Annotated in this window: 25 protein-coding genes and 1 pseudogene; 8 read left to right on the top strand and 18 right to left on the bottom strand. The window is 64.0% G+C overall.

All coding sequences use genetic code 11. From position 1 onward, the window contains the following. Positions 1-123: 123 nt before the first annotated feature. The 4 genes from argE to ACCO56_RS06320 all read right to left on the bottom strand — a co-directional run bounded on the left by argE (position 124) and on the right by ACCO56_RS06320 (position 4,134). The gene (gene argE / locus ACCO56_RS06335) at positions 124-1,287 is read right to left on the bottom strand and encodes an acetylornithine deacetylase (protein WP_433638760.1); all 1,164 of its coding nucleotides are present in this window, start codon (positions 1,285-1,287) and stop codon (positions 124-126) included. A 277-nt stretch (positions 1,288-1,564) separates the two neighbouring features. Next, positions 1,565-2,212, bottom strand: coding sequence for a Vgb family protein (locus ACCO56_RS06330; RefSeq protein WP_433638759.1), 648 nt, complete (start codon positions 2,210-2,212; stop codon positions 1,565-1,567). Positions 2,213-2,243: 31 nt separating this feature from the next. Then, on the bottom strand, positions 2,244-3,464 hold the full coding sequence (locus ACCO56_RS06325) for a helix-turn-helix domain-containing protein (RefSeq protein WP_433638758.1): 1,221 nt from the start codon (positions 3,462-3,464) through the stop codon (positions 2,244-2,246). 169 nt (positions 3,465-3,633) lie between these two features. Further along, positions 3,634-4,134 (bottom strand): methyltransferase family protein, encoded by a 501-nt coding sequence (locus ACCO56_RS06320; RefSeq protein ID WP_433638755.1) that lies wholly within the window; start codon positions 4,132-4,134, stop codon positions 3,634-3,636. A 273-nt stretch (positions 4,135-4,407) separates the two neighbouring features. Here ACCO56_RS06320 and ACCO56_RS06315 point away from each other — a divergent pair, with 273 nt between their 5' ends. Next, the gene (locus ACCO56_RS06315; RefSeq protein ID WP_433638753.1) at positions 4,408-4,860 is read left to right on the top strand and encodes a MarR family winged helix-turn-helix transcriptional regulator; all 453 of its coding nucleotides are present in this window, start codon (positions 4,408-4,410) and stop codon (positions 4,858-4,860) included. 284 nt (positions 4,861-5,144) lie between these two features. Here ACCO56_RS06315 and ACCO56_RS06310 read toward each other — a convergent pair whose 3' ends face one another. Continuing rightward, complete coding sequence (locus ACCO56_RS06310) at positions 5,145-5,339, bottom strand: Flp family type IVb pilin (protein WP_433638751.1); 195 nt, start codon at positions 5,337-5,339, stop codon at positions 5,145-5,147. 241 nt (positions 5,340-5,580) lie between these two features. Continuing rightward, positions 5,581-6,564 carry a zinc-dependent alcohol dehydrogenase family protein gene (locus ACCO56_RS06305; protein WP_433639780.1) on the bottom strand — a complete coding sequence of 328 codons (984 nt, stop codon included), beginning with the start codon at positions 6,562-6,564 and terminating at the stop codon, positions 5,581-5,583. A gap of 134 nt (positions 6,565-6,698) precedes the next feature. Between ACCO56_RS06305 and ACCO56_RS06300 the strand changes: the two are divergent. Beyond that, positions 6,699-8,135: pseudogene (locus ACCO56_RS06300) on the top strand (coniferyl aldehyde dehydrogenase); the annotation flags it as partial. Between the two features lie 15 nt (positions 8,136-8,150). Here ACCO56_RS06300 and ACCO56_RS06295 read toward each other — a convergent pair. Next, positions 8,151-8,627, bottom strand: a complete 477-nt coding sequence (locus ACCO56_RS06295) for a hypothetical protein (protein ID WP_433638749.1) — start codon at positions 8,625-8,627, stop codon at positions 8,151-8,153. Between the two features lie 309 nt (positions 8,628-8,936). Between ACCO56_RS06295 and ACCO56_RS06290 the strand changes: the two genes are divergently transcribed. Further along, positions 8,937-10,163, top strand: coding sequence for an amidohydrolase family protein (locus tag ACCO56_RS06290; protein WP_433638747.1), 1,227 nt, complete (start codon positions 8,937-8,939; stop codon positions 10,161-10,163). Here the strand turns inward: ACCO56_RS06290 and ACCO56_RS06285 are convergent. Then, a complete protein-coding gene (locus tag ACCO56_RS06285; RefSeq protein WP_433638745.1) occupies positions 10,144-10,902 on the bottom strand; it encodes a GntR family transcriptional regulator in 759 nt (252 codons plus the stop codon). The genes ACCO56_RS06290 and ACCO56_RS06285 overlap by 20 nt on opposite strands. A 169-nt stretch (positions 10,903-11,071) precedes the next feature. On the opposite strand from ACCO56_RS06285, the gene ACCO56_RS06280 reads away from it, so the two are divergent. The 4 genes from ACCO56_RS06280 (at position 11,072) to kynU (ending at position 15,165) form a co-directional block, all read left to right on the top strand. Beyond that, positions 11,072-12,058: an ABC transporter substrate-binding protein gene (locus ACCO56_RS06280; protein WP_433638743.1), complete on the top strand. Its 987-nt coding sequence runs from the start codon at positions 11,072-11,074 to the stop codon at positions 12,056-12,058. A 133-nt stretch (positions 12,059-12,191) separates the two neighbouring features. Then, positions 12,192-12,971, top strand: coding sequence for an ABC transporter ATP-binding protein (locus ACCO56_RS06275; RefSeq protein ID WP_433638740.1), 780 nt, complete (start codon positions 12,192-12,194; stop codon positions 12,969-12,971). 13 nt (positions 12,972-12,984) lie between these two features. After that, positions 12,985-13,908 carry an ABC transporter permease gene (locus ACCO56_RS06270; RefSeq protein WP_433638738.1) on the top strand — a complete coding sequence of 308 codons (924 nt, stop codon included), beginning with the start codon at positions 12,985-12,987 and terminating at the stop codon, positions 13,906-13,908. Between the two features lie 9 nt (positions 13,909-13,917). Then, on the top strand, positions 13,918-15,165 hold the full coding sequence (gene kynU / locus ACCO56_RS06265; RefSeq protein WP_433638736.1) for a kynureninase: 1,248 nt from the start codon (positions 13,918-13,920) through the stop codon (positions 15,163-15,165). A gap of 541 nt (positions 15,166-15,706) precedes the next feature. Here kynU and ACCO56_RS06260 read toward each other — a convergent pair. The 7 genes from ACCO56_RS06260 to ACCO56_RS06230 form a co-directional block, all read right to left on the bottom strand. Beyond that, entirely contained in the window at positions 15,707-16,393 is a 687-nt protein-coding gene (locus ACCO56_RS06260; RefSeq protein ID WP_433638734.1) for an ABC transporter ATP-binding protein, read from the bottom strand. Further along, the gene (locus tag ACCO56_RS06255; RefSeq protein WP_433638732.1) at positions 16,390-17,139 is read right to left on the bottom strand and encodes an ABC transporter ATP-binding protein; all 750 of its coding nucleotides are present in this window, start codon (positions 17,137-17,139) and stop codon (positions 16,390-16,392) included. Before ACCO56_RS06255 ends, ACCO56_RS06260 begins: the two co-directional genes overlap by 4 nt. After that, on the bottom strand, positions 17,132-18,106 hold the full coding sequence (locus ACCO56_RS06250; protein ID WP_433638729.1) for a branched-chain amino acid ABC transporter permease: 975 nt from the start codon (positions 18,104-18,106) through the stop codon (positions 17,132-17,134). The genes ACCO56_RS06255 and ACCO56_RS06250 overlap by 8 nt, the downstream gene beginning before the upstream one ends. Continuing rightward, positions 18,103-19,023 carry a branched-chain amino acid ABC transporter permease gene (locus ACCO56_RS06245; protein ID WP_433638726.1) on the bottom strand — a complete coding sequence of 307 codons (921 nt, stop codon included), beginning with the start codon at positions 19,021-19,023 and terminating at the stop codon, positions 18,103-18,105. Before ACCO56_RS06245 ends, ACCO56_RS06250 begins: the two co-directional genes overlap by 4 nt. Before the next feature lie 103 nt (positions 19,024-19,126). Then, positions 19,127-20,266: an ABC transporter substrate-binding protein gene (locus tag ACCO56_RS06240; protein WP_433638723.1), complete on the bottom strand. Its 1,140-nt coding sequence runs from the start codon at positions 20,264-20,266 to the stop codon at positions 19,127-19,129. Positions 20,267-20,337: 71 nt separating this feature from the next. Further along, positions 20,338-21,174 carry a tryptophan 2,3-dioxygenase gene (kynA, locus tag ACCO56_RS06235; RefSeq protein WP_433638721.1) on the bottom strand — a complete coding sequence of 279 codons (837 nt, stop codon included), beginning with the start codon at positions 21,172-21,174 and terminating at the stop codon, positions 20,338-20,340. Next, entirely contained in the window at positions 21,171-22,796 is a 1,626-nt protein-coding gene (locus ACCO56_RS06230; protein ID WP_433638719.1) for an AMP-binding protein, read from the bottom strand. Before ACCO56_RS06230 ends, kynA begins: the two co-directional genes overlap by 4 nt. Before the next feature lie 279 nt (positions 22,797-23,075). Between ACCO56_RS06230 and ACCO56_RS06225 the strand changes: the two genes are divergently transcribed. Then, on the top strand, positions 23,076-23,909 hold the full coding sequence (locus ACCO56_RS06225; protein ID WP_433638718.1) for an alpha/beta hydrolase: 834 nt from the start codon (positions 23,076-23,078) through the stop codon (positions 23,907-23,909). Between the two features lie 184 nt (positions 23,910-24,093). Here the strand turns inward: ACCO56_RS06225 and ACCO56_RS06220 are convergent, their stop codons facing one another. The 3 genes from ACCO56_RS06220 to ACCO56_RS06210 form a co-directional block, all read right to left on the bottom strand. Next, entirely contained in the window at positions 24,094-25,035 is a 942-nt protein-coding gene (locus tag ACCO56_RS06220) for a threonine ammonia-lyase (RefSeq protein WP_433638716.1), read from the bottom strand. After that, the gene (locus ACCO56_RS06215; protein ID WP_433638713.1) at positions 25,032-26,078 is read right to left on the bottom strand and encodes a succinylglutamate desuccinylase/aspartoacylase family protein; all 1,047 of its coding nucleotides are present in this window, start codon (positions 26,076-26,078) and stop codon (positions 25,032-25,034) included. Before ACCO56_RS06215 ends, ACCO56_RS06220 begins: the two co-directional genes overlap by 4 nt. Before the next feature lie 85 nt (positions 26,079-26,163). Further along, a complete protein-coding gene (locus tag ACCO56_RS06210; protein ID WP_433638710.1) occupies positions 26,164-26,520 on the bottom strand; it encodes a RidA family protein in 357 nt (118 codons plus the stop codon). Between the last annotated feature and the right edge of the window lie 40 nt (positions 26,521-26,560).

The following is a 26,560-nucleotide window of genomic DNA, read 5'->3' as shown; positions in this document are numbered from 1 at the left end:
TCCCCACTTTGCCGGCGATCGGAACAGCTGGCTGACCGTCCTGACGACGGCGATAGGATGTCTTGCGGCCGCACGAATGTCGACAAAACCAAGTTTGGTCCACATTCAGAAATAGCGTGGTGGCTATCGCGCGAGTTCGGCGATCAGCCTCCGGATAAACCGCTCTCCCGCATCGAGTTGCTCCAGCTCGATATATTCATCGACCTGATGGGCCTGGGCGATGTCGCCCGGACCGACCACGACCGTGGACCAACCGGCATTCTGGAAGATGCCGCCTTCCGTCCCATAGGCAACGACCCCGGTGTCGTTTGCGCCCGTCAACGCAAGCGCAAGGGCCTCCGCTTCGCCGTTCGGTTCCGGCGCAAGGCCCGGAACGGCCGAGAGATCCACGATCACGATGCCAGAATTCGGCGCGATGGCTTTCATTCCCGGCTCAATCACGGTGCGCGCGTAGTGCTCGAACCTGTTCCGGAAATCCTCCGGTCTCTCCTGCGGAATCGCACGGATATCGGTGATGAAATTGCAGGATTCGGCAACGATGTTTCCCGCGACGCCGCCTGCGATCATACCGCAGTGAAGGGTCGTGTAGGGCGGCTCGAAACAGCCGGGAGCTGGGCGGCTACTATTCTCCGCCATCGTGTCTTCCAGCCAGGTCACCAGCCGTGCCGCGACCATCACGGCGCTCACGCCGGTGTCGATCCGGCTGGAATGAACGGCATGTCCACGTACACGCGTCTCGAATGCGACGAGCCCCTTGTGCCCGTTGACCACGCGCATGCGGGTCGGCTCTCCGACGAAGACGGCTCGGGGTTCGGCGATCGTTTCGGCCATTCTTTCGACCAACGCGTGAGCGCCTATGCAACCGACCTCTTCGTCATAAGACAGGGCGATGTGGATCGGCGCCTTGAGGTCCGCGGCAAGCATGTCCGGCACCGCCGCCAGCGCAAGCGCGTCGAAACCCTTCATGTCGCAGGCCCCTCGGCCGTAGAGTCGGCCGTTGCGCTCGGTTAGCGCCCAGGGGCTGTTCGTCCAGCCCGGCTCGAGCGCCGGCACGACATCGGTGTGCCCGGATAGCACCACCCCGCCCGGCACCATCGGGCCAATCGTCGCGAAGAGGTTTGCCTTTGTACCGTCCTCGTTGAAAACCAACGTCGAGGGCACGCCACAGCCGGCGAGATATACTTTGACGAAATCGATCAGCGCAAGATTGCTGTCCGACGACACGGTCGGAAAGGAGACCAGACGTTCCAGCATCTCCTTGGATGTCATTCGATGGGGCGATGGCATCGGTGTCCCTTCACGGCCTCAACGATCGACGACGATGACGCCTCGCGGGATCGCCTGGCAGGGCAATACCTCGTCCTCGCCAGAAGCGGTTCGTCGCCGGCCGGATGATCGGCGCACCCGGTCACGACGCGCTGCACGCAGGACTGGCATTCCCCCGTTACGGCAGGAATACTGAACATCGATGCTGTTTGCCAGTCCCAAGTCCGGCAGTGACCCTCGGATCCCGCGTGTCCTCGGGCAATGCCAGGCAACTGGTATCGGCGGCGCTCGCCGCCGGTCACCGCGGGGGCCGCCGGTCCGGCCGGCGGACGGCCATCACCTTCCCGCTTCTCCCGCTCCCGCAGAAGAATCGACCGCCGCCGTCGGACTCCAGCCCCGAGACGCCCACGCCCGGCGGCATCTCGATCCTCTCCAGAACCTTTCCCGTTCGAGGATCGATCCGCCTCAATTCGCTCTCGTCGCCTTCCCAGGTGCCGTGCCAGAGCTCGCCTTCGACCCAGGTTACCCCCGTGACGAAGCGGTTGGTCTCGATCGTGCGCAGAATCGCCCCCGTCTCGGGGTCGATCTGATGGATCTTCCGGTCCCGGTACTGCCCCACCCAGAGCGTTCCTTCGGCCCAGGCAAGCCCGGAATCACCACCGCCGCCAGGCGCCGGGATCGTGGCAAGCACACGGCCGGTCTCCGGATCGATCTTCTTGATGCGATCCTCGGCAAGCTGGAACAGGTGCTGCCCATCGAAGGCCGTCCCCGCATGCGCAACGACATCGATCGAGCGCAACGCCTGTCCGCTCGCCGGATCCATGGCGTTCAGCCTGTCGCCGGAAGCGAACCAGACGCGCCGTCCGTCGAACGTAACCCCATGCACGTCCTCGACGCCCGGAAATGGCCCGTACTCATGGAGGATTTCGGCAGCTGATCGGATCATGTTTTTCCATCCCAGTTCGTTCGGCTCCATCCTAGTCGCTCGGCAATGGGGCTGGGAGTAACAAGGTCGTCGTGAAACCCGGCACGGGTGGGGTCATCCAACGACGCGCTCGTCCGTGGCCGAACGCCTGCACCTTGCCCGTCGCCGCAAGCGTCTCCAGCGCCCGCTGCACGGTGCGCTGGCTGGCGCCGAGCGCAAGGGCCAGCGCCGAACTCGACCATGTTTCCCCGTCGGCAAGGAGGGCGAGCACAGTCCCGTGCCGCTCTTCCACAGGCCTCGCCAGCACCGCGACATGCCGGACGCGGCGCGGCGTCAGCGCAAACCCGCGCTTGGTCGCACTGATGCCGGCCAGAGTCCGCAGCTCCGCCCGAAGCCGGCCCACCTCGACGCGCAACCGCGCACGATGCGATTCGTCGGCGAGCTTCGCCCCGAATGCCCGGGCAACGAGCATTTCCCTTGGCACGTCCGCAGGCCAAGCCTCGCCCAACGCGCGTGCCAGTGCGAACAGGACCGGACGTCTTGCAAGCGAAACCACGGCGCCGGGGCCGCGCACGACATGGCGGCAGGCATCCACGACGAGCGCTTCGGACGCCTGCAAGGCTTCGACCTCCTCGAGCAGCAGGGGGCGTTCCCCGTCGGCCGCAACAAGGCGTGCGACCGGCGTGCTGAGCATGAGAGACGCGCTTTCCACTTCCGCCGTCAGCGCAACGATGCCAGCACGGTGCGCGGCGCGCTCGGCCCGAGCCAGCGCGGCTCGTGCCGCTTTCGTCCGCAGGCGACGCATGGCGATTCCCGCAACCACGAGTTCATATGCTGCCCTCAACGATGGCGGAAAAGATACGGGATCGAGCTCGCCGAGCTCGCGCTCGGCCTCGTCGAGGCGGCCGATCAGGAGAAGACGCCGGATCTGGAGATAGCGCGCATGCGCGGCGTTCACCCCTTCGCCATGCACCTCGAGTGTCGCCCGCGCCGCGTCGAGCGCCTTCTCGGGCCAGCCCAGTTCGCGCGACACCAGCGCGATCTCTGCCTCGGCGACGATGCATCTCGCGCGGGCCACGGCCTCTTTCGGACCGAAGGCGCGCGCCGCGCTTCGCAAAAGCGCCCTCGCTCGAACGAGATCGCCGAGTTGCGCCATCGCTATGCCGCGAAGCGCCAGCGCAGCCGCGTCGTCGCGGAGCGCGACCCGGTTCAGAGCGCCAAGGGCGTCACCCGCCGCCAGCGCACGCGCCGCAGCCGTGATCAGCGAATCCATCTAGGGCACGATTCCGATCGGCTCGCATACACACTTGTCACTCCCGCCTTTGCCGCCCGGCACTAACCTATCCCACAATGGCCAAGGGGCAAATCGCAACGTGAACTGGCGCGACAGCGGGAGCTCCTTCGTGCGGTCGGCGCCACGCTCCGACATTGTCGCAGGATCACTACAACCAGCGGCGGACGCGGGCCTTGTAGGCCCGATAGGCGTCACCAAACCGGCGTTCCAGATACGCCTCCTCGCGCGCGACGACGCCATAGCGGATCGTGATTGCCAGAGGGAGCGTAAGGATCAGGATCCAAGCGCTTTGCGCGGCCGTGCCGATGCCGACATAGACGGCAAACAGGCCGAGATAGATGGGATTGCGGGTCCGGCCGTGAATGCCGGACGTGACCAGCGCACGGGTCGGCTCGTTGGTGGGGACCGGTGTTCCTGCCCTTGAAAAGTTGCGAATACCCGCCACGGCGAGCGCCAAACCGACGAGGATCAAGAAGGCGGCTATTGTCCAGCGAAAGGTATCGCTCCCGGGGACGACGAACCGCAAGGGCAGCAGGCGGTCCAAGACGCCGCCGAGCAGAAGAGCGCCGAGAAAGAGAAGAGGCGGTCGCGCTATGACGCCCGCCGTTCCGGCGCCGTCGGTGTGTTGTCCGTCTGTGTCGCTGGCCATGGCCACTACTCTCGTTCCTTGGAGGTTACTCGGCAAGGATCGCCTCTAAAACGACAACTAAGGTGTCATTCTGGCAGTTGACAACTAAGGTGTCAACTGAAGAAACTGGCCCAGCGAGAGCTGACGTGCACCCATTTGGGTGCATTGAGGCCCTCTATCTCTTTGACCGCATTGTGCGACGCTGGGCATAACAATGATTGACCGTCACTGCTCACCCGCGACCGGTGCGGTCAATTGGGAGCAGCGCGACGCGGGACAGGGGTGGAAGAAAGCGTGAACAGCAAGAGCGAGGCGATTGCCGAGCTGATGCTCGAAGTGGCCCAGTGCTTCTTCAGGATACGAGCCGTCGGCCAGAAGACCGAGCATATCACGAATTGGGGCGGCGGTGCGTTCGGCTTCATGCGAAGCCTCGCTTTGCTTGGTCCGCTCACCGTCCCGCAGATCGCCCAGATGCGGCCGACCAGCCGGCAGCGCATGCAGCGGCTGGCGGACGAACTCGCGGCCGAGGGCCTCGTGAAATTCATCGACAACCCCAGGCACCGACGCTCGAAGCTCGTGCAACTCACGTCCGAAGGCGAAGCGCGCTATCGTGAGCTCGATGCCCGGCTCCTGGCGATCGCATCGACCGTGGGCGCGGCTCTCGGCGAAGCGGATATTCGCAAGACCACCGGGATCGTGCGAACGCTGAGCGATGACTTGAAGGGGCGATTGGAGCGGCTGCCGTAGGTCGCGTCATCCGTGCCGGCCTCCTTCCCAGCCGGCATTTGAATCACATTTGGCGGAATCGGCCGATTTAATCAAAAACAGAAATACTCTAGCTGACGCGGACCTTGGTCGAGGCTGTGATTTAGCGAGCGCGCACTGCCGGTCCAATAAGTAGATCTTGCGTATGACAGATATTGCCCCCGCCGCCCTCACCGGCTGCGGTACCGAACTGGGCAGCAGCCCGAAACAAGAAAAAGGGCCGCCGAATGGCAGCCCCAGAGCATGGTCGACCTAAGCTATTCCTATCACTCGGGGGTGACAGGAGTCGGCTTGGCTTCCTTCAGCTTGTCACCAATATCCACGAATTTCTGTGAAGTTTCTTTGCCAACGTACTGCGCGCCGCCGATGACGGCGATGGCAATCAAGGCGGCAATCAGGCCGTATTCGATCGCGGTTGCGCCGCTTTCGTCATTCTTGAACTTCTTAAGCAGGTCAAACATCGGAGTTCCTCTCGCCCGTTGTGATTACGCGTGGAACCTAGCCGCGATCCGTTACCGGACCGGTTAAGATAGATGGTGAACAACCTGTTATATTTCAGATGCTTAATGGTGGATTACGAATACTAGGACAATTCGCTGAATCATTTGAACCGAACAGCGCATTGGCCGTCGAAAGGGACGCCGGGGTTCCACCTGCCGGAAATCTCCCGGGACAGGCCCGCCGACAGAGCGTTGCATCCTTTCACGGGATCAACACCGCCGCGCCGCTGAGACGCCCCTCGCGAAGGTCGGTCAGCACCTCGTTTGCACGCTCCAGCGGATAGGTCGTCGTATGCGTCCTGACGCCCGCTTTCGCGGCGACCGGGAAGAACTCCGTCGCGTCGCGACGCGTCAGGTTCGCGACGGAGACGAGCTGCCTCTCTTCCCAGAGGAGTGCATAGGGCATGGCGGGGATGTCGCTCATATGGATGCCGCCGCAGACCACGCGCCCACCCTTGCGCACGGCGAGCAGGGCCCGGGGGACCAGCGCTCCCACCGGCGCGAAGATGATGGCGGCATCGAGCGGCTCGGGCGGCCTCTCGTCCGACCCGCCGGCCCAGACTGACCCGAGGCTTTTTGCAAAACGCTGCGCCTCCAGGTCGTCAGTCCGAGTGAAGGCAAAGACCTCACGCCCTTGCCAAACACAGACCTGGGCGATGATGTGGGCGGCGGCGCCGAAGCCGTAAAGGCCGATGCGCCGCCCCTCCCCGGCTTTGACCAGGGAGCGCCACCCGATCAGCCCAGCGCAAAGAAGGGGAGCAAGCGCCACCGGGTCAGCCTCGGCGTCGAGTTCGAACGCGTATTCGGCGTCGGCGACGACATGGGTCGCGAAACCGCCGTCCCGCGTGTAGCCGGTGAACAACGGTCGATCGCAGAGATTCTCGGCGCCGGAACGACAAAAACGACAAGTCCCGCAAATATGGCCAAGCCAGGGCACGCCGACGCGCCGGCCAAGCCTCGCCCGGTCGACACCCTCTCCAACACAATCGACGATGCCGACGATCTCATCGCCCGGGACAAGCGGCAGCCTGGGGTGCGGAAGATCTCCGTCCACGACGTGAAGGTCGGTACGGCAGACGGCGCAGGCTTCCACCGTGAGACGGATTTCGCCTGGCCCCGGGAGCGGATCGCCGCGTTCTGTCGGGACAAGCGCCATTCCGACCCTCTCGAGCACCATCGCTTTCATGGCATGCTCCACGGTCGAGACCGGCGGGACGCGGCCGGCCGCCAATTCATATGGTCTCCTTCGGACACGCGGCAATAGCGATCGCGTGGGCTTGAGATCGACGACGAAGTGATGGAGCATGTCCTGGCGACGGCAAGGACAAGAGCGAAATGCTTCATGTCGAACGGGACGGCTTGAGGGAACGCTTCGAGGCGCAACGGCGCGCCTTCGCGGCAGAACCGTTTCCCTCCTTCGCGGTGCGCAAAGCGCGTCTTGAAAGACTCCTGGCCCTGACGGAACGGCATGAAGCCACAATTTGCGCGGCGATCGACACGGATTTCGGCGGGCGTTCCATTCACGAGACGCGCGTGGCCGAGTTGCTCGTGGTCCGCGCCGGGATCAGGCATGCTTTGTCCCACCTCAAGGCGTGGATGCGCGAACGGCGCGTCCCGACAAGCTTGCACTTCCGGCCGGGCAAGAACCGGTTGCTTCCGCAGCCGCTCGGCGTGGTCGGCATCGTCTCGCCCTGGAACTACCCCTTCCAGCTTGCGATTGCACCGCTCACCGCCGCGCTCGCCGCCGGCAATCGGGCGCTCCTCAAGCCGTCGGAGCTCACGCCCGGCTATTCGGATCTTCTGGCGCGGCTCGTCGGCGAGCATTTCACGCCGGACGAAGTCCACGTCGTCACCGGCGACGCCGGCGTCGGAAAAGCTTTCGTCGCCCTGCCCTTCGACCATCTCTTTTTCACCGGCTCGACAGCGGTGGGCCGAGAGGTCGCCCAGGCGGCTGCGGCGAACCTGACGCCGGTCACCCTCGAGCTCGGCGGCAAGTCGCCCGCTATCCTCGATCCTTCATGCGACCTCGACGCAGCCGCCTCCAGCATTGCTTACGGCAAGCTGCTCAATGCCGGCCAGACCTGCATAGCGCCGGACTACCTGCTGGTGCCCGCCGGTCAGAGCCGGCCCATTGCGGACAGGCTGGCCAAGGCCATGGCAGGGCTCTATCCGACCCTGCGCGGAAATCCCGACTACACGGCCATCGTGACCGACCGACACTATGAACGTCTGCGGACGATGGTTGCCGAAGCGCAGGAAGCGGGTGCGGAAATCGTCGAGATCAATCCAGCAGGCGAGACACTTGAAACTGGCGATCGCAAGTTTCCGCCGACCTTGGTGATCGGCGCCACGCCAGACTGCCGCCTGCTGCGCGAAGAGATCTTCGGGCCGATCCTGCCGATCCTCGAATATGACGGGGTCGCCGAAGCCATCGACCATGTGAACCGGGGCGATCGCCCGCTGGCGCTCTACTGGTTCGGTCGTGATCGCGGCAATTGCCGAAGGATCCTGCGCGAAACATCGGCTGGAGGCGTGACCATCAACGATTGCCTCCTGCACATTGCCCAGGAAGAGCAGCCCTTCGGCGGCGTCGGCGCCAGCGGCATGGGCGCCTATCACGGCCAATGGGGCTTCCGCACCTTCAGCAAGGAGAAGCCGGTCTTCATCCAATCACGGCTGAATGGAAGCGCGCTTCTACGCCCGCCCTACGGCAAAAGCTTCGAGTTCCTGCTTCAGATCCTCAAGCGCGTCACCTGAAAAGGCGGTTCGTCGTCAAAGATTGGCGTCGGCGCGTCGGGTAACCCTGAGGATCGGGGAATAGATCCCGTCATCGCCATCGTCGAACTGGTCCTCCTGCCAGACAAGGTGCGATCGCAAGGAGGTAGCGCGCTGGTCGCCATTCACGGCGTGGGCCGGTCTTGTCTCGTCGGCGATCCCGGCCGTCATCGGCCTTGCATCGGAGGCCGGCGACGCCGCGACGTCGCCGGCGAAGGTGCTTGCGTTCGGAAGGTAGCCGTGACTGCCTTGCGTCTCCGCGCTCCATTCCTCCCCATCGGATTCGTCCTGCGAAACGATATTCTGCGCAGGGTCGAGGCGCGACCGCGCGACGATCGTCTGTGTCGCGGCCTCGGCGATTTTCCGCCGCATGCCCTCGAGTGCGTCGACACCAGGTGCTTCGGTGCGGATGAGCCCCTGGTTGAGCAAAGCGCGCAAGCTCGCCGCTCCAGAACCGGAAGAAACCTCAGCCATGTTCTGCCTCCTAAGCAGGTTTCGGAAAATGTCCCACGGTTTTCCGACGAAAACCTGCGGCCAAAGAGAAGCTAAGCAGGTGAAGCGTGGGCGAAGCCACATGAGCCTGCCTAGAGGGTTCGGCATCAGGCGGGTAGCCAGAATCTCGGAGCCGCTTAGCAGCTCAAGCTTATGCGAGCATGGAATGAAGGCGCGGCCCGCCGAAACATGGCAGGCAAAAGCCGAGGATTGTAGAGCGAGCGCGTGTAGTCCTCGATTCCGAGCAAGCCTTGCCAGCCAAGCGCCTCAGGCCGATAAGGTAACCTCGGAATGGAGATCCTTCTCATGACCGATGTCGCCGACACACTCTTCACCAATGCGAGGCTCTCCGACGGCATGACCGCGGCGTTCGCCGTGCTCGACGGCACAATCACGGCCATCGGCTCGGAAGCAGCGGGCATGCGGGCGCGTGATGAGGTCGATCTAGGCGGCATGCTGGTCGTTCCTGCCTTCGTCGAAGGACACATCCACCTCGACACGAGCTTCTACGGCGATGCGTGGAAGCCGCATAAGCCCTGCACAAGCGGCTTCGACGTGCACGAGCGCGTGGAGTTCCAGCGCCAGAACATGGCTGAGGCCGCGCCCATGGAGGTGCGCGCCCGCAGCCAGCTCGAGCTCTGCCTCTCCAACGGCTCCACCCAGATGCGCAGCCACGTCATGGTAGACGGAAGCGTGGGGCTGAAGTCGCTGGAGACCATCCTGGCCGTCCGGGAGGAATATCTTGATGTCATCGACATCCAGCTCGTCGCCTTTCCGCAAAGCGGCATCCTCACCTGTCCGGGCACGCCGGATCTGCTGGACGCAGCCTTCGACCTCGGCTGCGACGCCATTGGCGGGCTCGACCCCGCATCGTTCGATCGCGATGTCAACGGACATCTCGACGTCGTGTTCGGCATCGCCGAAAAGCGCGGCGTGCCGGTCGATATCCACCTGCATGACGGCGGCACGCTCGGCGTCTTCCAGATCGAGGAGATCGCAAAACGCACGCGGGCTTTGGGCATGGAGGGGAAGGTCGCGGTCAGCCACGCCTATGCATTGGGCGACGTTTCCGCCGATACGCTCGGGAAAACCGCCGAGAAGCTTGCGGCTGCCGGCGTTTCCATCATGACCAACGCTCCCGGCAACCATGCTTTCCCGCCCGTGCTCGAACTGCGTCGGGCCGGCGTCACCGTCTTCAGCGGCAGCGACAACATCCGCGATTCCTGGTGGCCCTATGGCGACGGCGATATGCTGGGCCGTGCCATGATGATCGGCTACCGTTCCGGCTTCTACACGGATGACGAGCTTCGCGTGGCCTTCGAAGTGGTTACCGAGGCCGGCGCGAAGGCGTTGGGTCTTGAAGGCTACGGCCTGTGCGTGGGTGCGAAAGCCGACTTCGTGACGCTGGGGGCCGAGCACATCCCGGAAGCCGTGGTCGCTGTCCCGGGGAAACGCGATGTCTACAAGGCCGGCAGGCGGGTGGTCAGCAACGGCGCCTTTATCGGGAAGAGCCGTTAGAGCGAGCAGCCGGGGCGACCGACGTCTCGGTATTCAAATAGACATGCAGCGTGTAGCCGGCATGTTCCATCATGAGCATCCTGGCCCGTTCGACATCCCGGTCGAGCGCAGCCTCCATGAGAAGCGTATGGTGCTCGATGCCCATCGCCTCCCGCAACGCCGCTACCGCTGCTTCATAGCCGTCCTTGAGGCCTGCGGCTGCTCGCAGCGTCGGCGCGAGGCCGAGGACGCGGTTGTGACGGCCGAGCTGGTCGTAGACTGTGGTCAGGAAGTGATGCAGCCAGTTCGACGTGGAGGCCGACAGCAAGGCCGCGTGAAACGCCCTGTGCTTCTCGTCCCATTCGTCCACGGCCGCTTCCGAGGGGTCGTCGACCGCGATCCTGCAACGTGACAGCCGGTAGTGAGCGGTGACGATCGCCTCTTCCCAGGCGCTGTCGCCCCTCGCGATCGATTCCTCGAGCAACGGCAGTTCGACAACCGTCCTGGCGCGCTTCAAATCCTCCAGCTCGGCACGCGACACCGGCGCCACGGCAAAGCCGCGATTGCTGACCGCCGTCACCAGCTTTTCCGCCTCTAGACGGGACAGCGCTTCGCGCAGCGGCGTCCACCCCACCTCATAGGCTTCGCTCAACACCCCGAGCTTGAGGGCAGCGCCCGGCCGCAAACGGGTCGCGAGAATGTCACGCCGCAGCAGCCGGTAGGCTGCTTCCGTCTTGGTCGAATGAACCTCGTCCTGCATTGCGCGTCCGATAGCGGGCTGGCCGCTGCCCGATGCGGCGGCTGCCTCCACAATATATATGATCCGCCAGAAGGGAAGTGATTATATATATTGTTTGACAGGGATTGGGTCCCCGCTATGATCGGGCTTTCATGGCTCGGATCCAGCCGGGCCCTTCTGGGAGGCAAAGATGAACAAGTGGAAGTCGGGTTTGCTGTCGGGCATCATGCTGGCCGGCGCCCTCATGAGCGGTCTCGGCGCGGCGGTTGCCGATCCAATCCGCATCGGCATCGCCAATTTCGGCGAGCATCCGCAGCTCAACGCGTCGATCGACGGCTTCAAGAAGGCCCTCGCGGAGGCCGGCTATGTCGAGGGCAAGGACGTCGTCTATACGGAAAGCCACACCAATTTCGACGCCTCGCTGGTTCCGCAGATGATCTCGAAGCTGCAGGCCGAGCAGCCGAAGCTGATCTACACAGTGACCACGCCGGTCTCGCAGATCGCCAAGAAGGCGCTTGCCGGCTCCGGTATTCCGGTCGTCTTTTCCGCCGTCACCGACCCGGTTGCCGCCAAGCTGGTTCCGTCCTGGGACGCCGGCGACGAAGGCATGACCGGAGCGACCGATCTGCAGGATGTCGCCGCCGTCATGACCTTCACCAAGAAGCTTCTGCCCGAGGCGAAGCGTTACGGCCTGCCTTACAACCCCGGTGAGGCGAACGACGTAGCGCTGCTCGAGAAGTTCAAGGAAGCCGCGCCCGCCGCCGGCTTCGAAGTGGTTTCGGTGGGCGTCGACAATGTCAACGAGATCCAGCAGCGCATCGCCTCCTTCGCGGGCAAGGCCGACGTCATCTACACTCCGGCCTCCAACCTGCTCCAGCCGGCCGTTGCGGCTGTCTCGGCCGCTGCACGCCAGGCCGGCATCCCGATCGTCAATTCCGATGATGGCGCAGTGCGCAACGGCGTCGTGCCGGCAAGTTTCGCCGTCAACTACGACAAGGTCGGCGAGAATGCAGGCAAGATCGCCGCACAGATCCTTAAGGGCGCCGATCCCAAGTCGATCCCGCCGACACGTCCGGCCTATGAAGACCACGCGCCGCTGATCTCTAAGAGCGCGATGAAGGCGTTCGGCGTAGAGATCCCGGAGGCGCTCGCCGACTGCAACTGCTTCGTGGACTGACGAAGCGGCGATCGGCAAGAAAAAACGAAAACAAGAAAAATGGCGGCGCGGCATGCGCCGTCATCTTGAGCATCGACCCCGAAAGTGACCCGGTTTCGGGGATAGATCCGATGCGGAAAACAGGGAGGCGGGAATGCTGGAAATCCGATCGGCGCGGAAGGTCTTCTACCGAGGCCAGCCTGACGAAAAGGTTGCGCTCGACGGGCTCGACCTGTCCCTGGCCACCGGCGAATTCGGCGTCGTGATCGGCTCGAACGGCGCGGGCAAGAGCAGCATGCTGAACGCCATATCGGGAGCGCTGCCTCTCGATTCCGGCAAGATCCTGATCAATGGCGACGACGTCACCAACGTGCCGGTCTACAGGCGCGCAACGAGGCTGTCTCGGGTTTTCCAGGACCCGATGCGCGGCACCGCAGCCAGCATGACCGTCGCCGAGAACATGCTGCTGGCCGAGCTCCGCGCCAGCAAGAGAAGCCTTCGCAAGGGCCTGACCGCGCCAAGGCTCGCCGCCTACAAAGAGCGGCTTTCCGTGCTTGGCCTCGGTCTGGAGAACCGATTGGACACACGGGTCGACCTGCTTTCCGGAGGACAGCGCCAATCGCTGTCGCTGATCATGGCTGTCGGCGGTTCGCCCGAACTGCTGCTCCTCGACGAGCATACAGCCGCACTCGATCCGCGCACCGCCGACCTTGTCATGCAAGCGACGGTCCGCGCTGTGGAAGCACTGAAACTCACCACGCTGATGGTTACGCACAACATGCAGCACGCGGTCGATTTCGGCAGTCGGATTTTCATGCTCAGCGCCGGACGCGTGCGTCTCGATATTTCCGGCGAGGAAAAGGCTAGCGTCACGGTGCCGGATCTCATCGAACATTTTTCGGTCAAGACAGACCGCATGCTCCTGGCGAGCTAGGGCTCGGATGATCATGGATTTCATTCAGACAATCGCGTCGAGCTTCGTCTCGCTCATCCCCGTCACCTTGGCTCAGAGCCTCATCCTCAGCTTCGTGGTGCTCGGCATCATGATCCCGTTCCGCATGTTGAGCTTCCCCGACCTGACCAGCGAAGGAGCCTTCCCGCTGGGCGGCTGCGTGTGCGGCGTTCTCCTGGCCGGCGGCGCCTCGCCGGTCACGGCGATCGCCGTCGCGTTGATCGCCGGCTTCGCGGCGGGCTGCTGCACGGCCTTCATCAATCTGCGATTCCGCATTCATACGCTGCTCGCCGGCATCCTGATGATGACGATGCTCTACAGCATCAATCTGCGGATCATGGGTCGCTCGAACCTGTCGGTCTTCGGCTCGCCCACGGTATTCGACTGGGCTCCCTTCACTCAGCCCGGCTTCCCCGCGAGCAAGATCGTCGTCGCGGGCATCATCGCTCTCGTCGTCCTCGTCCTCCTCGACCTGTTCTTCAAGACGGAGAAAGGCACGGCAATCCGTGCCGTTGGCTCCAATCCCGACATGGCCGAGGCGCAAGGCATCAATGTCTGGGCCGCGACCATCGGGGGCGTCGGCCTCGCCAGCGCCTTTTCGGCAACCGGCGGTGCCCTCATGGTGCAGTCGCAGGGCTTTGCCGACGTGAATATGGGCATCGGCATCCTCATCAATGGCCTGGCCGCCTTGATGATCGGAGAGGCCATCGTCGGCAAGCAGACGGTATTCCGGCAATTGCTGGCACCTTTCGTCGGCGCCATCGTCTACTATCAGCTCGTCTCGCTCTGCCTCGCCGCCGGCATGCCGCCTCCGGACCTGAAGCTCGCCACGGGGCTGTTCGTTCTGGCCATGCTCGCTCTGCCGAGCCTCAAGCGGAGCCGCGGCCCCGCGCCCGCCCGCGAAACCATCCGCGAATAGAGGCAGCCGATGACCAAGCTTCTCGAACTCGCCGCCATCGAGGCGATGGACGCGGCCGACCCGCTGCGTCCCATGCGCGACCGCTTCGTCCTGCCCGAGGGCGTCGTCTATCTCGACGGGAATTCGTTGGGCGCGGCTGCGCCGGCCGCTTTCGCCGAGCTCAAGAAAGCCGCCACCGAGGAATGGGCGGGGGACCTGATCAGGAGCTGGAACAAGGCGGGCTGGTTCGAGCTGCCGACCAAGCTCGGCGATCGCGTCGGCAGGTTGATCGGCGCCGCTGCCGGCCAGACGGTGGTCTGCGACACGACCTCGATCAACATCTACAAGGCTCTTCACGCGGCCGTGGCATTGAGACCCGGCCGTTCGGCGATCGTCGCGGAAGGAGGCTCCTTCCCGACCGATCTCTATGTCGCCGAGGGTGTGGTCTCCACACTGCCCGGCGCTTCGCTTCGCCTCGAGGGCGTTGATGCACCAGCAATCGAGGACCTGATCGACGACCAGGTCGCCGTAGTGCTCGTCAACCACGTCAACTACAAGACCGGCGAGCTCAGGGATATGGTGGCGCTGACGCGCCGCATTCACGAAGCCGGCGCTCTTGTCGTCTGGGACCTCTGCCACAGCGTCGGCGCGCTGCCAGTCGATCTCGATGGCGCGGGTGCGGATTTCGCGGTAGGCTGCACTTACAAATATCTCAATGGCGGCCCGGGCTCGCCAGCCTTCGTCTACGCCGCCACCCGCCATCACGGCGCTATCAAGCAGCCGCTCAGCGGATGGTGGAGCCACGCCCGGCCCTTCGCTTTCGAGCAGCACTACGATGCCGGCTCGGGCATAAGGCGGTTCCTGTGCGGCACGCAGCCTGTGCTTTCCCTGCGCGCGCTCGAAGGCGCCCTCGCTCTCTGGGACGAGATCGACATGGCGGCGCTGCGCAAAAAAAGCATCGCACTCGCCGACTTGTTCATCCAATTGGTCGAGGCGAAATGCAGCCGCTACGGCGTGGCGCTGGAGAGCCCGCGCGATGGCGGGAAGCGCGGCAGCCAGGTCTCCTTCGCGCATGAGCATGGCTACGCCATCATGCAGGCCCTGATCGACCGCGGCGTCATCGGCGACTTCCGCGCCCCATCCACTATGCGTTTCGGTTTCACACCGCTCTATACGAGCTACCGCGATGTCTGGCAGGCGGCAACCGTCCTGGAGGAGATCCTGCGTACGGAGATGTGGAAGGAAGAACGCTTTTCGGTGCGGGCGGCGGTGACATAAAGGCTTCCGTCGGACCGGTTTCTGAACCTCTCCCTCTCGGCTTCGCCGAGCCAGCGCTCCCCCCGCTATCACGCTACCGGATCTACCCATCTCGGGCGGTACGATAGATTCAGACGATGGCTGCCGTCACTGCCGTTCGGCCACTTCGTTCTGCACCGTTGGGTGGGTTGCCCCAACCTCACGGAATGGATCCTCGGGTCACGGCGCCATCGCTTCGCTCGGCGCCGGCTCGAGGATGACGAAGCTTCGATGTCGATGCCAATCGCCAACGTTGGCGATTTGGGGCAGGTCTTCAACGCAGTCGTCATCCTCGGACGGGAGCCCGCGCCAGCGGGCGAGCTGATCCGAGGATCCATTCCGTTCCCTGTGGAGCAGGCCACCCAACAGTGCAGGACGAAGGGGCCGAATCGGTACCAGGACTATCCCGCTTTTCGAGCTTTCCATGCCTAGAGCTTGGCGAAACCGAGACGGAAAGGGGCAGTCAGCCGCCCGGCGTTCCGACCTGACAGGAGGCACCCTGGATTTGTTAGGGTCAGTGGTATCACACGCCGAGATAACGATCTTGCAACTCGGACGTCAGCGCCTGCGGCGCCCCATCGAAGACCGTCACGCCCTTCTCCAGAACGAAGCAGCGGTCCGCGACGGGAAGGAGTTCGGCCAGCGTCTTGTCGACAACGAGGATCGACTGGCCCGCAGCCTTCAAGGTGCGGAGCGCGGACCAGATATCCCGGCGGATCACCGGCGCCAGCCCTTCCGTGGCTTCGTCGAGGATGAGAAGGCGCGGATTGGTCATCAAGGCACGCCCGATCGCCAGCATCTGTTGTTCGCCACCGGACAGTGTGTTGGCGAATTGATCGCGCCGCTCGGCGAGCCGGGGAAATAGCTCGTCGACGCGTGCTTCCGTCCATTGTCCCCTGCGCGCCGCCGCGACCAGGTTCTCGCGCACCGTGAGATTGGGGAAGCAGCGCCGGCCTTCCGGGACGAGACCGATGCCCAGACGAGCAATACGGTGCGGCCGCATGCCCGCGATCCGCGCGCCGGCAAAGTCGATCCGACCGCCGCGCGGCCGGGTGAGGCCGAGGATCGAGCGGATCGTGGTGGTCTTGCCCATGCCGTTCCGGCCCATCAAGGCGACGACCTCGCCTTCGGCGACGGCAAGGCTGACGCCGAACAGCGCCTGAGAGGCGCCGTAAAAGGTCTCCAGCCTTTCCACCTCGAGCAGGCTCAAGCTTCCTCTCCCAGATAGGCGCGTCGCACCTCGGCATCGCGGCGGATCTCTTCGACAGTGCCCGACGCTATCACCCTGCCATAGACCAGGACCGAGATGCGATCGGCCAGCGCGAAGACTGCATCCATGTCGTGCTCGACCAGCAGGATCGGCGCCTCCCTCCGCAATTGATCGAGGAAGCCGGTCAGACGCTTCGAGCCCTCCGGTCCCATGCCCGCCATGGGCTCGTCGAGCAGGAAAGCCTTCGGGCCCAGGGCGAGCGCGACCGCGATCTCCAGCTGGCGCTTCTCGCCATGAGACAATTCCGCAGCGGGAATGCGAGCTCGCTCGGCAAGGCCGACGCGTTCGAGCATCGCCATGGCGGGCTCGGTAAGCGAACGATCGCGCTTGACCGGCCGGAAAAAGCGGAAGCTCGAACCCTGGCGCGACTGAACCGCCAACATGACGTTGCGCAACGCCGAGAATTCCAGGGCCAATGACGAGATCTGAAAGCTGCGCGCCAACCCCAGGCGGGCGCGATTGGCGACGCCCAGCGCGCCGATGTCGCGTCCGAGGAAGGAGATCGTGCCGCTGTCCGGCCTGAGCGTGCCGGCAATCTGATGGATCAGCGTCGTCTTACCGGCCCCATTCGGCCCGATCAGCGCGTGGATCTCGCCGGGACGGAGATCGAGGGTCACGCCATCGGTCGCCCTCAACGCGCCGAAGCTTTTCCTGATGTCGCGAAGCGAGAGGACGGGCTCAGCCATGGCGCGCCTTTCCAGCCAGCAGCCCGATGATGCCGCCGCGCGCGAAAAGCACGACGCCGAGCAAAATCAGGCCGAGGAAGAACTGCCAGCGTTCGGTAAGTCCGCCCAGCACGAATTCGAACAGCACGAAGAGCATGGCGCCGGCAACGGGGCCGAAGAGCCGCGCCGTGCCGCCCAATATGATCAGCACGATGAGTTCACCCGACATCTGCCAAGACAGCATCGACGGGCTGACGAAGCGGTTGAGATTGGCGAACAGCACGCCGGCGACGCCGGTGATGGCAGCGGAGATGACATAGGCGGCGAGCCGGATCCTGTAGGGCGCCACGCCCACGGTGGCGAGCCGCGTCTCGTTCTGCCGCGCCGCCTGGAGCGCGGAGCCGAAGCGCGAGCCGCGGATGACGGCGAAAAGCACCAGCGCTGCCGTCAGCGTGCCGAACGCGATGAGGAAGAAGCTCATGGGATCGGCGGTGTTCAGGCCGGGGAAGCTGTTGCGCAGGGCTAGCGAAAGGCCGTCCTCGCCACCATAGGCGGGCCAGGAGATGGCGAAATAATAGACCATCTGAGCGAAGGCGAGCGTGATCATGATGAAATAGACGCCCGAAGTGCGCAGGCTGATCGCGCCTGTGACCAAGGCCACAAGCGCGCAGGCCAGGATCGCGACGATCCACGCCACGGGCATCTGTTCACTCGCAGGGATGCCGAAGAACAGCGGCTCCATATTGAGTGCATGCGTGCCCATGATGCCCGCCGTGTAACCGCCGATGCCGAAGAAGGCGGCATGACCGAACGACACCAGACCGCCGAGGCCCAGCGCGAGGTTGAGACCGACGGCGGCTAGCGCCAGGATCGCCATGCGTGTCGCGAGGGTTATGTAGAACTGCTCCCCCAAAGCCTGCGCCACCAGCGGAAACGCCAGAAGCAGGATGGCCAATGCGAGATTGACCGTGGTCTCGCGCGCTTTCATGCGGTCATCGCGAACAGGCCTTTCGGCCGCACCGCCAGGATGACGGCCATGACAAGATAGATCAGCATCGACGCAAGAGCTGCTCCGACAGTTGCGCCGTCGGAGGCGCCGAGGAACAGGGCAAAGAACTTCGGCAGCAGGAAACGGCCGAGCGTATCGATCAGCCCGACGAGCAGAGCGCCGACGAGCGCGCCTTTGATCGAACCGATGCCACCGATCACGATGACGACGAAAGCGAGGATGAGAACCGGCTCGCCCATGCCGACCTGAACGGACTGCAGCGCGCCGACCAGGGCGCCGGCAAGGCCGGCAAGCGCCGCCCCCAAAGCGAAGACCACGGTGTAGAGCGTGCGGATGTCGATGCCCAGGGCGGCGATCATCTCGCGATCGGACTCGCCTGCGCGGATGCGCATGCCGAGCCTGGTGCGCGCAATCAGCAAGTAAAGGCCGGCGGCCACGGCGATGCCCACGCCGATGATGGCGAGCCGGTAGAGCGGGTAGAGCAGACCGCCCGGCAGCTCCACGGCGCCGGCAAGCAGTGGCGGGATGTCGAGATAGAGAGGGAAGGAGCCGAACAGCCAGCGTGCCCCTTCGGAAAAAATCAATATGAGGGCGAAGGTCGCCAGCACCTGGTCGAGATGATCGCGATCGTAGAGGCGCCTTATGACGAGGAGTTCGACCAGCGCGCCCGCAGCGGCTGCCGCCGCGAGACTTGCTGCGAGACCCAGCCAGAACGAGCCTGTCGCGGCAGCCACGGTGGCGCAGGCGAAAGCCCCGATCATGTAGAGGGAGCCATGGGCGAGATTGATCAGTCCCATGACGCCGAAGATCAGCGTCAGCCCCGCCGCCATCAGGAACAGCATGACGCCGAACTGCAGGCCGTTGAGGATCTGCTCTATGAGAAGTGCTGGGGACAAGAATGGGTTCCGGTGAAAGCGTTGCGGGTTGAAAACCCCTCATCCGACCTCGCTTAGAGAGGTCGGATGAGGGGTGCCGCGAGACCGCCTGAGGGGCACACGCTCACATTTTGCAATCCTTGGCGTAGGCGTCCTGGTGGTCGGTGAAGCCGGTGGCGATGATCTTGTTGGTGATGGCGTCGCCGTCCTTCACGACCTCGCGAACATAGATGTCCTGGATAGGGTGATTGTTATTGCCGAACTTGAAGTCGCCGCGCGTCGACTCGAAGTTCGCTTCCTTGAGCGCTGCGCGGAAGGCGTCCGCGTCCTTGACGCTGGCCTTGCCGGCCGCCGCGAGGATCAGGTTCGCCGTGTCGAAGCCCTGGCTGGCGTAAAGCGACGGGATGCGGCCGTATTTCGCCTTGAAGCTTTCGACGAATTTCTTGTTGGTCTCGTTGTCGAGATCGGGCGACCATTGCGCCGTGTTCTTGACGCCGACGGCTGCGTCGCCGATCGCGCCGAGCACATCCTGGTCGAAGGAGAAGCCGGGGCCGGTGACCGGGATCTTCACGCCGGACTGGGCATATTGCTTCATGAAGGCGATGCCCATACCGCCCGGCAGGAAGATGTAGACCGAATCCGCGCCGGAATCCCGGATCTGCGCGATCTCGGCGGCGTAATCGGTTTGGCCGACCTTGGTGTAGAGCTCGCCGGCAAGCTCGCCCTTATAGAAGCGCTTGTAACCGGTCAGTGCGTCCGTGCCGGCCGGATAGTTCGGGGCCAGAATGAACGATTTCTTGTAGCCGGCCTCGTTGGCGTATGCCCCCATCGCCTCGTGCAGATTGTCGTTCTGCCAGGCGACGTTGAAGTAGTTCTCGTTGCATTTGGCGCCGGCGAGCGCCGACGGCCCGGCATTCGGCGACAGGTAGAACTTGCCCTGCGCCACCGCATTCGGCACCACGGCCATGGCAAGGTTGGACCAGATGATGCCCGTAAGGATGTCGACCTTGTCGCTCTGGATCATCTTATCGGCGATCTGAACGGCCATTTCGGGCTTCTGCGCGTCGTCCTCGGTGACGACCTCGATCTCCTTGTTGCCCGCCTGTTCGAGCGCCAGCATGAAGCCGTCGCGCACGTCGATGCCGAGGCCGGCGCCGCCGCCCGAAAGCGTGGTGATCATGCCGATCTTGATGGGTTCGGCGAACGCCACCCCCGATACGCCGACGGACAGGGCCAAAAGGCCCGCAGCGAGAATTCTCTTCATCGTATTACTCCTCCCAGAGTTCCAAGCCTGTTGTTCGCGAGCCGGTTCGCCAGTTTCTTCCATGGACCCGGCTAAAGCTCGGTTCGAACCTTCCAGAGTTCGGGGAAAAGCACAACCTCCAGCATCCTGCGCAGATAGGATACTCCTGCGGTGCCTCCCGTCCCCTTCTTAAGTCCGATGATCCGCTCTACCGTTGTAACGTGATTGAAGCGCCAGCGGCGAAAATAGTCTTCGAAATCGACAAGCTTTTCCGCGAGCTCGTAGAGCATCCAGTGGCGCTCCGGCTCGGCATAGACCACCTTCCAGGCGGCGAGCACGGCTTCGTTCTCCTCGCGGCTCTGCCGCCAGTCCGTGCGGCGGGCATCGGCGCCGATATCAAAGCCCTGTCGTCCAAGCAGCAGCAACGCTTCGTCGTAGAGGCTCGGCCGGGCAAGGATCGCCTCCAGCTTGGATGACGCCTCGGGCCGGTCGGCATGGGGCTTCAGCATCGCCAGATTGCGATTTCCCGCGAGGAATTCGATTGCCCGATACTGCCACGACTGGAAACCCGAGGATTGTCCGAGTGCAGCGCGAAAACGCGTATATTCGCTGGGTGTCATGGTGCGCAGCACATCCCAGGCGCTGTTCAATTGCTCGAAAATGCGCGCTATGCGGGTGAGCATCTTGAAGGCCGGCTCGAGCCGATCATCCCGGATCGCGGCGCAAGCCGAGCTCGCTTCATGGATGGCGAGCTTCATCCACAGTTCCGATGTCTGGTGCTGGATGATGAAGAGCAACTCGTCGGGCGAATCCGAAAGCATCTCCTGGGCGCCCAGCACCTGGTCGAGATGCAGGTAGTCGCTGTAGGACATGGGCGCGGCGACCGCGGTGCGGATGCCCTCCTCCCGCTCGTCCGGCGCCGCCGTCACGCTTGATGCTCCGAACGCAACCGGAAACGCTGGATCTTGCCGGTCTGCGTCTTCGGCAGTGCATCGGTGAACACGATCGAGCGCGGGTATTTGTAGGGTGCGATCGCAGCCTTCACATGGTCCTGCAGCCGCTTGATGGTCATCGCGTCCGCCGCTACGCCCTCGACCAGAACGACATGAGCCTCGACGATCTGCCCGCGCTGATCGTCGGGTCGGCCGATGACGGCGCATTCGCGGACCTCGAGGTGGGAGAGCAAAGCCGCCTCCACCTCCGGGCCGGCAATATTGTAGCCGGAGGAGATGATCATGTCGTCCGACCGGGCGGCGAAGTGGAAATACCCCTTCTCATCCTGCACGAAGGAATCTCCCGTCAGGTTCCAGCCATCGCGCACGTAGTTGCGTTGCCTCTTGTCGGCGAGGTAACGGCAACCCGTCGGCCCGCGCACGGCAAGCCGGCCGACCTCGCCGCGCGGCAGCTCGCGCATCTCGTCGTCGACGATCTTCGCCTCGTAGCCGCCGACCGGTCTGCCGGTGGAAGCTGGTGCGGAATCGCCGAGACGATTGGTGATGAAGATATGCAGCATCTCCGTCGCGCCGATCCCGTCGAGGATCGGTTTGCCGGTCTTGCGCCGCCAATCCTCATAGACAGGCGCCGGCAGCGTTTCGCCGGCCGAGACTGCAAGCCGCAGCGATGACAGGTCGGCGCCATTATCCATGGCGGCGAGCATCGCCCGATAGGCGGTAGGCGCCGTGAAACAGATCGTTGCCTTGTAGGTCTCGATGATCTCGATCATGTTGGGCGGCGTGGCACTTTCGAGCAGCGTCGCCGCGGCGCCGAAACGCAAGGGGAAGATGGCGAGCCCACCGAGACCGAAGGTGAAGGCAAGCGGCGGCGAACCGACGAAGACGTCGTCGGGGGTCACGCCGAGCACCTCCTTCGCATAACCATCGGCGATGATCAGAAGATCGCGGTGGAAATGCATCGTGGCCTTCGGCTCGCCGGTCGTGCCGGAGGTGAAGCCGAGCAACGCCACGTCGTCGCGGCCCGTGCGCACCGCGTCGAATTTCACGGATTTGTTGAGCGCGATGCGATCGAGCTCGGCGTCGTGATTGGCGGTGCCGTCAAAGCCTACAACCGTCTTGAGGAAACGGCTCTCCTTCGCGCAGGCTACGAGGTCGTCCTTGATGCGCGTGTCGCAGAGCGCGAGCGAGATCTCGGCCTTGTCGACGATCTGGGCGAGCTCGCCCGAACGCAGCATTGGCATGGTGTTGACCACCACCGCGCCCGCCTTGGTGGCGGCGAGCCAGCAGGCGACCATCGCGGGGTTGTTCGCGGAACGGATGAGCACGCGGTTGCCCGGCTTGACGCCATAATCCTCGACCAGTGCATGAGCCAGTCGGTTGGTCCAGTCGGAGAGCTCCTTGTAAGTGCGGCGGCGGCCGTTGCCGATCAATGCGGTGTGGTCGCCAAACCCCTTCTCCACTATGGCATCGGTGAGCTCGACGGCGGCATTGACATGCTCGGGATAGTCGAAGCCCTCCAGCAGGAAGTCAGGCCATTCCTCCCGCGGAGGCAAGTTGTCCCGCGCAAATGTGTCGAAATGCGAAGTGGGTCCGAGCATCGGGTAGCGTCCTAGGATCGTTGCTCCGTTCGCAGGGCTCCCGCGAACGGCTGCATTTTCCAGCGGGTTTGGGACGCAGCGATGTGCTCCGGTTCTTCCAAAAGACCGGCGCCGGCGATCGTCACGGCGAGACCTCCCATTCTCGACTGCACATCAGTTTGCATCGCATTTGCGAGCGGCGATTTCAAGGAAATTATTTCAAGCATAAAGTTTCTCTCGGCAACCAGATTGACTTTCTTCCCGCTACCCGGCACGCAAACAGGTGGAGGAGAATGACCGATGATCCATCATCAGATCGTGGACTGGGACGACGCCTACACGAACGGGGCCAACATAGCCGGCGGCGATCGCTGGCCCGCGGCCTGGACCGAACCCGCGAAGGTCTTCCGCGAGAAACTATCCTCGGCCGGGCGGGCGAAGCTCGACCTGCCCTATGGCCAAGCGGAGCGTAATCGCTTTGACCTTTTCCTGCCCGAGGGCGCGACCAGGGGCCTGGTGGTCTTCGTCCACGGTGGCTTCTGGATGGCGACCGACAAGAGTTATTGGTCCCATCTTGCCGCCGGCCCTGTTGCTAATGGTTACGCGGTCGCCCTGCCTTCCTACACGCTCTGCCCGGAAATCCGCATTACCGGTATCGTCGATGAGATCGCCACCGCGATCGCCGCCGCCGCCAAACTGATCGAGGGCCCTTTGATGCTCACCGGGCATTCCGCCGGCGGTCATCTGGCCTGCCGTATGGTATGTGCTTCCACCCCGCTCGCAGCCGATGTCAGGCAGCGCATACGCCATGTCCTTTCGATCTCAGGCCTCCATGATCTGCGCCCGCTGATGCGGACCGCCATGAACGAGCGGCTGCGCATCGACGAGGCGGAGGCTTCCGCCGAAAGCCCGGCACTGTTGCGTCCAGTAGTGGATGGTTTGCGTCTTACCTGCTGGGCGGGCGCAAGCGAACGTGCCGAATTCCTGCGCCAGAATGCGCTGCTCGCCAATATCTGGACTGGACTCGGTGCCAGAACCGCCACGGTGATCGAGCCCGACCGCCACCATTACAACGTGATCGAGGGGCTCGCTGACGCCGGGCATCCGCTGACGAAGATGCTGGTTTCGAAGTAAAGGAGGCCCCCCTCACCCGGCCTCCGCTTCGCTCGGCCGACCTCTCCCCAAGGGGAGAGGAGATCGGCAACGTTTGCGCCCTATCGAGAGCTCCGGCTTGACGCCGACGCGAAAAATCCCCTCCCCCTCGGGGAGAGGTCGGCCGAGCGAAGCGAAGGCCGGGTGAGGGGTAAAGCGCCGGGCCTTACCCTACAATCGCATCCGGCCCGGCCCCGCATACGATGGCGCATACGCGATCGCCCGGACGGACCGCGACACGGCCTTCCCTGAGTGCGGCGATGGCTGCCGCGCCGCTCAGGTCGGCGGCGAGACCCATCTCGAACCACAGCCAACGCGCAGCTTTGCGCATCTCCTCGTCATCCACGAGAACGATGTCATCGACGCGCTCGCGCACGATCTCGAAGATGGCGTCGTCGGTCTTGGCGCAGGCCATGGTCGCGACCGAAGTGGTGATCTTGTCGAGCCCGATATTCTCGCCAGCTTCGAGCGCACGCAGCAGCACGGGACACCCTTCCGCTTCGATACCGACTACTTTCACCTTCGGCGAAAGCGCCTTCATCGCTGTCGCGACGCCGCTCACCAACCCGCCACCGCCCATCGCGACAAGCACGACGTCGACGTCTCTCACCTGATCCAGTATCTCGAGTGCGACCGTTCCCTGCCCGGCCACCACATGCGGATCGGCGAAGGGATGGAAATAGGCAGCGCCCGTCTTGGCGACGAAATCCAGCGCGGCCACATTGGATTGATCCCAGGCCGAGCCCACGATCCGCGTTTCCGCGCCCCAGGCCTTGAGTTTTTCGATCTTGGACGGGGAAGCATTCGACGGCAGGAAGATCGTCGCGGGGACGCCTGCCATCCAGGCAGCCCTCGCGGTGGCAATGCCATGATTTCCACCGGAGGCAGTCACCACCCCTTTGGCCAGATCCGCCTCGTCCATTGCCAGGAGCCGGTTGGTCGCGCCGCGGGCCTTGAACGAGCCGGTGACTTGCAGCAGTTCGAGCTTCAGCGTTACCTCGAGCTCGCCCAGCGGCGACTTGAGCTGTGTCGCTTCGATGGCTGGCGTACGCCTGATGTGGCTGCCGATCCGCTGGGCGGCTGTTTGGATGTCCTCGATATCGATCACGCAAGATCTCCTTCGTATGGTCCGGCCACGGTCGCGCAGCAATTGCCGGTGACCACCCGGCCGGGCTGGCGGCGACCGTAGACGATTCCATCGGCTGCGTAACGCAGCACTTCCGGCGCGCGCGAGGAGTCGGTCAGATTGTGGATATGGCCTGCCTCCTGGCCCGCCTTCACTTCGGTACCGAGCTCATGGAGCGGCTCGAAGACACCCTCGCAGCTCGCCAGTACGTAACCGTCCGGGCCGGGAATCCTGAGGATCTTACGCATCGACGGGGGAGAGGCCGCTTCGCCCGACGGCAGCACGCCGAAATGAGCAAGCAGATTGCGAACCCCGCGCCGGCAGATCGCCGGCGCATCGAGCGACACCGTTCCGGCGCCTGCCATCTCCGTGCCGACGGTGGTGAGGCCTGCCCGCACCGCGGTCGCGGTCGCGGTACGGGGATCGCCGAGATTGTCGATGACGACTGACAGCGGCGCTGCGAAAGCGAGCACGGCCGCGATGTTTCTCCGGCGATGCTCCTCGTTCGGCGCCGGCTCGACGATGGCGCTGGGCAGGATGTTGAGCGAAGAGCCGCCGGAATGGAGATCGACGAAAGCATCGCCCAGCGGGAAGATCACGTCGCTGACATAGGCCGAGATCTGCTGGGTGATGCTACCCAAGGGATCGCCGGGAAAAGTGCGATTGAGATTGAGCCCGTCGACGGGCGAAGTGCGTCTGCCTGCGGCGACGGCGGGAAGATTGACGGCGGGCAGGAAGATGAGGCGTCCTTCGATCGTTGCGGGGTCGAGCGTGCGGATCAGCTCGCCCAGCGTTATCGGGCCCTCATATTCGTCGCCGTGATTGCCGGCCTGCAGAATGACCGTCGGGCCCGTGCCGTTGGCGATGACCGCCAGCGGAATACGGACGGCGCCCCATGCATCCTCATGCGGCGAGTGGGGGATATCGACGAAGCCGATCTGCTTGCCAGGCTTGTCGAAATCGATGGTGGTACGCGCGGTGGAAATACGGGCCATGGGCTTGGGAGAGTTTGAATACCGCGCCATGCTGGCATTCCTTCCCCCTTCGGTCAAAGGGTGACCGCGTCGGTCGCCGCGCCCATGCAGGATCCGGCGACCGGAGAATGCTATTTCAAGCTGTCGGAGGAACCGCGGCGGTAACGACGATCTCCACTCGATATTTCTCGCGAGCCAACGGCACCTGGCCGGTAGCGCGAGCAGGCGGATTGTCCTTGTCCACCCAGGCATCCCAGGCCCGGTTCATCGCCTCGTAGTCGGAAATGTCGGCGAGCCACACAGCCGCCGAGAGAAGCCGCGACTTGTCGGTTCCGGCAAGCGCAAGAACCCGGTCGATCTCAGCAAGGGCTTCGCGTGTCTGGCTCTCGGCATCCGTCCCCGTGCGCCCCACCGCGCCCGACAGATAGGCGACGCCGTTATAGACAACGGCATCGCTGAGGCGATGGGTTTTTTCCAGGCGAACAATCGTCATGAGACACCCCTTTCGTTGGGTTTCGAGAGCCGTGTCAGGC

This window comes from Mesorhizobium sp. 1B3, assembly GCF_050958605.1.
Lineage (GTDB): Bacteria > Pseudomonadota > Alphaproteobacteria > Rhizobiales > Rhizobiaceae.
This window is presented reverse-complemented; position numbering and strand designations above follow the sequence as displayed.